Source organism: Synechococcus sp. R55.8, assembly GCF_047461895.1.
GTDB lineage: Bacteria > Cyanobacteriota > Cyanobacteriia > Thermostichales > Thermostichaceae > Thermostichus.
In genome coordinates, this window is sequence record NZ_JANSIB010000136.1 from 1 (window position 1) to 5,595 (window position 5,595).

Here is a 5,595-nt window from a genome sequence, read left to right on the forward strand (position 1 = left end):
AAAGCTCAGTAAATTCAGCAAAGTTCAGGGTTTTGGGGGTTAGAGGCATGCTCTCCTCTCCATTCTCTCTGCTCTGGGGCTCAGGGGCGAGGTCTTCCTCAAGGGCAGTCACCCAACCGGAGGGGACGATTTCCATCTCGTCTGTAACCCCTGCTCTTTTCTCTTCCCTCTTCTCTCCGTCAGCCAGCTCCGGCTGTTCATCCTGCTCCGAATTGAGTTTCACGCGCCGCGAGAAACCCCAGACAAATAGGGGGATCACAGCCACCACCATCCCCCACTCCGGGATCTCGATTTGGGGGAAAAACACCTCCAACAACATGGTGCTCCCCACCAAGGCGATGATGGCAAAAGCGGCGTCTTCCAGGTGAGAGAACTCGTCCAACCAACGCAAAAACAGAGAAGCCATGTAGCGCATCAGGGTAATGCCGAGAATGCCGCCGAGGATGATTACCCAAGCCTTGCGGGAGACACCCACCGAAGCAGCGATGCTGTCGAAAGAAAAGACCAGATCCGTCAGTTCCACCATCACCAGGGTCTGCCAAAAATTGGCGTGGCGGGTGATGTCCTGTTCTTGGCCTTCCTTCTCCCCCCGAAAATGCTGCCAGGCTAGCCAGAGCAGGTAGCAGGCTCCCAAAAACTGTGCGGGTGGATACTCCACCAACCAAACTGCCGCGAAGACAATGGCAATGCGAAAGCTGTAAGCGCCGATGATGCCCCAGCGCAAGGCCCGATTCTGCTGCTGGGGGGTGGGCAGATGCTTCACCAGAGCCGCCAGGGCAACGGCGTTGTCCGCAGAGAGGGCGGCCTCCAAAAACACCAAAGCCGCCACCAAGAAAATATCTGTCCAGGTGAAGGACTGAGTCATCCCTTGCGCCAGGATCAAGGTTGCCCCCATCGCATCTGTTGCATTTTTGACAAGTGTTGCATCAATTAGCATATTCGCGCGTTTTGTCCGCCCCAGTCAGTCCAACACAGCAGTTAACCAGCGTAGGAACCCTCCCCATCTTCGGATAAAGGTACCCCAGAAAAAGGCATGAACCCAGTTAGGTGACCAGAGGCAACACCCTCAAACTCCCGAAGGATGGGAAAGAGAAAGCCCAAGCCTAAACTATGGCCTGAGTATAGCCTGTTTGGCTCAGGATCCATTTACAGTTCTTAACCTTCTGAAATCTGGCCATCCTCTGTTGGATCTCCAGTGGGGCCGGATGAGCTCAGTCGAGCCGCCAGCCGTTGTCCACAGCGCAGGATCTGGCCTGCCAGAATCGCCGCCCCGAAACCGTTATCGATGTTCAGCACTCCCACCCCCGCCGCGCAAGAGTTGAGCATCGTGAGCAGGGCAGCCAAGCCTTGAAAGCTGGCCCCGTAGCCAATGCTGGTGGGCACAGCGATCACCGGACAATCCGCCAGACCCGCCACCACACTGGCCAAGGCCCCCTCCATGCCCGCCACCACGATCAGCACGTCTGCTTGCAGGGCCGCCCAGTTGTGCAGCAGCCGATGGATCCCGGCCACCCCCACATCCCAGAGGCGCTTCACCTGAAACCCAGAAAGCTCGAGCGTGAGGGCGGCTTCTTCTGCCACCGGTAAGTCGGCAGTGCCGGCGGAGATCACGCTGACCTGTCCAGGATGGCTGACCACCTGCTGGGACGGGATCCAACACAAGCGGGCCACCTGGGAATACTGCACCTGGGGCAAGCGGCTGCGGATCTCGGCATACACCTGGGCTTCGATGCGGGTGGCCAAGGCCAGGGATCCCCGCTGGTGGAGTTGCTCCAGGATCTGGGCAATCTGATCTGGGGTTTTGCCCGGCCCCCACACGGCTTCGGGAAAGCCCGTGCGCAAGGGACGGTGGTGATCCACATGGGCGAAATCTCCCACCGGCTCGAAGGGCAGAAAGCGATAGGCTTGCAGGGCTTGCTCTGGGGTGAGCTTCCCTTGGGCCACCGCCCGAAACAGATCCTGCAGCGCTGTCGTAGAGGGGGGGGTCATGGAGGATGAGTTAATCTGCAACACTCGGCTTGGATCTTGCCTGGATCTACTGGGCCAAAGACCCGCGCGGGAAAAACAACACCGGATGCCAACTTTGCCGCAAAATCTCGCCGGTTAGGCTGCGAACCGACCACTCCCAAAAGCTGCCCACATGGGGGGAGGCAGTGGCAATGGCCGTCATGTCTTCATCGGCAGCAGTAGCCAGGATCTCTTTGAGAGGGGATCCCACCCGCACCAGGGTGCGCAGCTGTACGGGCTTCACCTGCTCGCTCAGGGGTTCAAGCACCTGGGCCAGGTCAGCCTCGGCTTTGCGTTGGAGCACCTCCACCGGAGTTCCTTGGTTGCGGCGGGCGCTGGGATCCACCACGTAGAGCAGGGTAAGCGTCTGGCACTGGGAAGTACCGGGCAGCAGGTGGCCGAGATGGTTCAGCAACTGCTGACGCGGCTGCTCAAAGTCAAAGGGCACCAAGAGGCAGCGAAACAGGTGGCGGCTGCGCAGGCGCAATTCTTCCAGGGTAAAGGTAGCCAGCAGTTGGGGGCGCATCACCAGTAGGGGGATTTTCAGCTTCGGCAACAGCGTCATGGTGGTGCTGCCGAACAATTTTTCGGCGAGCAGGTTGTGGGTACCCATGCCTGTAATCAGCAGATCGGAGCCATAGGTTTGGATGCCTTTTAGGATTAGATCGGCTGGCCTGCCCGCCTGCACCAGAGCCTCGACTTCCAACCCTGCTGGGATCGGGTTCAGCAGCTTCTGCAACTGGGTCTGCTCTGCCTGGACTTCGGGGGTAATGTCGTCGGGAATGCCGATGTCGTCCTCTTGCCAATCTACGCTGCGGACGAAGGTGACGCGCTCGATGCCATTGCTGTGCAGATCTTCTAGACACTTGCCAAAACGCTGCAGGCCATCTCGGCGGTCGGTGGCAATTAACACGTTTTTAAACATATCGTTTTGAGCATTAGGAGAGAGGGTAGCCGGCTCAAGAGCAACGCTTTGGCCCGCAGCGATCCTAAGCTAACACCTTGCGGGGTTGTTCCCAAGGCAGCAGCTCCGGATCCCTCTTCGGCATCGGTTGCTCAGCGGTTGGGATCTGCCAGGTTGCGAAACTGGGTGTACTGGCTTTCGAACAGCAGGCGCACAGTGCCGGTGGGGCCGTTGCGATGTTTGGCAATGATGACCTCGGCAATGCCGCGATCGCTGGTGTTGGGATCGTAGTATTCCGGGCGGTAGATCATCATCACCAGATCGGCATCCTGCTCGATGCTGTTGTGAACTAGCAGCCCGTTGGCCACAAAGTTGTGGTGGCGGGGCATCTCGATGTCGTAAACCGGCTGAGGCTCCCCTGGCTCGCTGATGAACACCACCGGATCCCAGATCAGCCCCTCCTGCACCACCACCGCCACCTCTTCCTCCAATTGCAGCTCGTCCAAGGTTTTCCAGCCCTGTTGGGTGAAAAAGGGGTGATTGCCGGTGGCGCGAATGGAAAAGTTGAGGCGGGTCTTCAGAACACAGGTGGGCTGCCGACCACTGCAAAACACTTTCACAGGCTGTTGGGGCACCAAGCGCCCGCGCCCGTTCAAGCTGAGCAGGCGGGGCAGTTCCGCCGAAGCCGGCAGGGCCGCCAGTTGATCCAGCCGCCAGATCTTGCCGCGATCCGCATCCATCACCTGCGTATCCCCGGCCAGACAGCCCGATTCCCGCAGATCCGCCAGCTGTGGACGTTTGTCGGAGCGAGACTCAACAGCTCGACTGAGCTGAGACAGCACCAGCACCGGCACCATCAGCTCCTTGGCCATGGCCTTGAGGCCACGAGTAATGCGCGACAGCTCCTGCACCCGGTTGTCGGCGGCGGATCCCTGCATCAGTTGTAGGTAATCGATCAACACCATCCCCAACGTTCCCCCCTGTTCCGCCTGCAAACGCCGCGCTTTGGAGCGAATTTCTGTAACGGTACAGTCGGGGGTATCGTCGATGAACAGGGGCAATTGCGATAAAAAACCAATGGCTTGTCCCAGGCGCTGCCACTCGTGTTCGCTGATGCGCCCAGAACGCAGACGGCTGCTGTCGATGCGGGCTTCGCTGGCCAAAAGCCGCTGCACCAGTTGCTCCCTCGACATTTCCAGGCTAAAGATAGCGACCGGCTGCTTGGCATAGGCAGCCACATTTTGGGCAATGTTGAGGGCAAGACTGGTTTTCCCCATCGAGGGACGACCGGCCAGAATCAGCAAATCGGATCGCTGCAAGCCCTGGGTCAGGTTATCCAGGTCGATGAATTTGGTCGGGATCCCAGGGAGCTGAGCCCCACTCTGGAACTTCTCTTCCAAATCCGAGAAGATATTGACCAAAACCTCGGAGGCCGGGATAAGACTGCGCTGCACCCGCTTTTGGGTGAGGCCAAACACTTGCTGCTCGGCTTGATCCATTACCTGAGATAGGGGTTGGCTGGTATCGTAGGCCAAACGAGCCAAGGTATTGCTCACCTGGATCAACTGGCGGCGCATGTATTTATCCATCACCAGGCGAGCATACTGGTCGATGTTGACGCTGCTGACGGTTTGCTCCAGCAGACGACGGATCGCCCCTGTTCCTCCCACCCGCTCCAGAAGATGATGATCCGCCAACCAGGCAGACACAGTCATCAGGTCAGTGGGTTGGCCTTGGCTGTGCAGTTGGAGAGCAGCTCGGTAAATCTCTTGGTGGGCAGAGATGTAAAACATCTCCGGACGCAGAAACTCCGCGACCCGCACCAACGCATCCGGATCGAGGAGAATGCCCCCCAGGATTTCCTCCTCGGCTTCAATGTTTTGAGGAGGAAGCCGATCCCCACCCGTTAAGTCGTAATCGCTGATCACCGCAAGCCAGGATAGGAAAATCAACCCAGCCCTAGGGCAACCGGCCTCTCAGCCAGTCAGCTCCAATCGTCAGGCGGGTCAAGCTCTAGGCTGAGCATACCCGCTTGTTGCCTAAGGCAAAAACCCTACTCACCCCGGGATCCCTCACGGGAACTCAGGGATCCTCAGAAGGTGAGTCCTCATTCGGGAGTAACCTGAATGCGCAGCGTAGCAGTAACTTCGGGGTGTAACTTTACCTGCACGGGATAAACCCCGGTTTTCTTGATCTCCTCATTGAGGAGAATGTTGCGGCGGTCGATATCCAGGCCGCTGGTAGCCAGCACTACCTCGGCAATATCGCTGGTGGTAACCTGCCCGAATAGGAGATCGTGTTCTCCCACTTTCTTACGGATGACAAAGCGACCGATGGTCTCCAGAGCAGTCTTGTAGTTTTCCGCCTGTTGTCTTTCTGCCAGTTTACGAGCTGCCTCCTGCTGCAGACGCACCTGCTGCTCTTTCAATATGCCAGGGGTAACCCGCACCGCCATCTGCCGCGGGAAGAGGTAGTTGCGAGCATAGCCGGGCTTGACGTTGACAATCTCTCCGGGCTTGCCCAGCCCTGGGATCGCCTGGCGCAGCACAACCTGCATGTTACGTTTCGACATCGGGGAAGGCACTTCATTTTCTCGACAGCCTTCCATTCTAGAGGCTCAGCAGGTTCATCGTCAGCCCAGAGTGCCATAGCCACCAGCCCGTCGGCATAGGGGATCCCTTCTC

5 protein-coding genes are annotated in these 5,595 nt (G+C 58.4%); all 5 read right to left on the reverse strand.

Going from position 1 to position 5,595, the window contains the following annotated elements; translation table 11 throughout:
* Positions 1-895, reverse strand: an 895-nt coding sequence (locus NW829_RS11540) for a TerC family protein (protein WP_414417140.1), incomplete at its 3' end; no start/stop codon positions are given.
* 260 nt (positions 896-1,155) lie between these two features.
* Complete coding sequence (gene larB / locus NW829_RS11545) at positions 1,156-1,989, reverse strand: nickel pincer cofactor biosynthesis protein LarB (RefSeq protein ID WP_414412919.1); 834 nt, start codon at positions 1,987-1,989, stop codon at positions 1,156-1,158.
* A 46-nt stretch (positions 1,990-2,035) separates the two neighbouring features.
* Positions 2,036-2,932 (reverse strand): universal stress protein, encoded by an 897-nt coding sequence (locus NW829_RS11550; protein WP_414407360.1) that lies wholly within the window; start codon positions 2,930-2,932, stop codon positions 2,036-2,038.
* A gap of 131 nt (positions 2,933-3,063) precedes the next feature.
* On the reverse strand, positions 3,064-4,839 hold the full coding sequence (dnaB, locus tag NW829_RS11555; RefSeq protein ID WP_414417141.1) for a replicative DNA helicase: 1,776 nt from the start codon (positions 4,837-4,839) through the stop codon (positions 3,064-3,066).
* A gap of 179 nt (positions 4,840-5,018) precedes the next feature.
* Positions 5,019-5,483, reverse strand: a complete 465-nt coding sequence (rplI, locus tag NW829_RS11560; protein ID WP_414355859.1) for a 50S ribosomal protein L9 — start codon at positions 5,481-5,483, stop codon at positions 5,019-5,021.
* Positions 5,484-5,595: the final 112 nt, after the last annotated feature.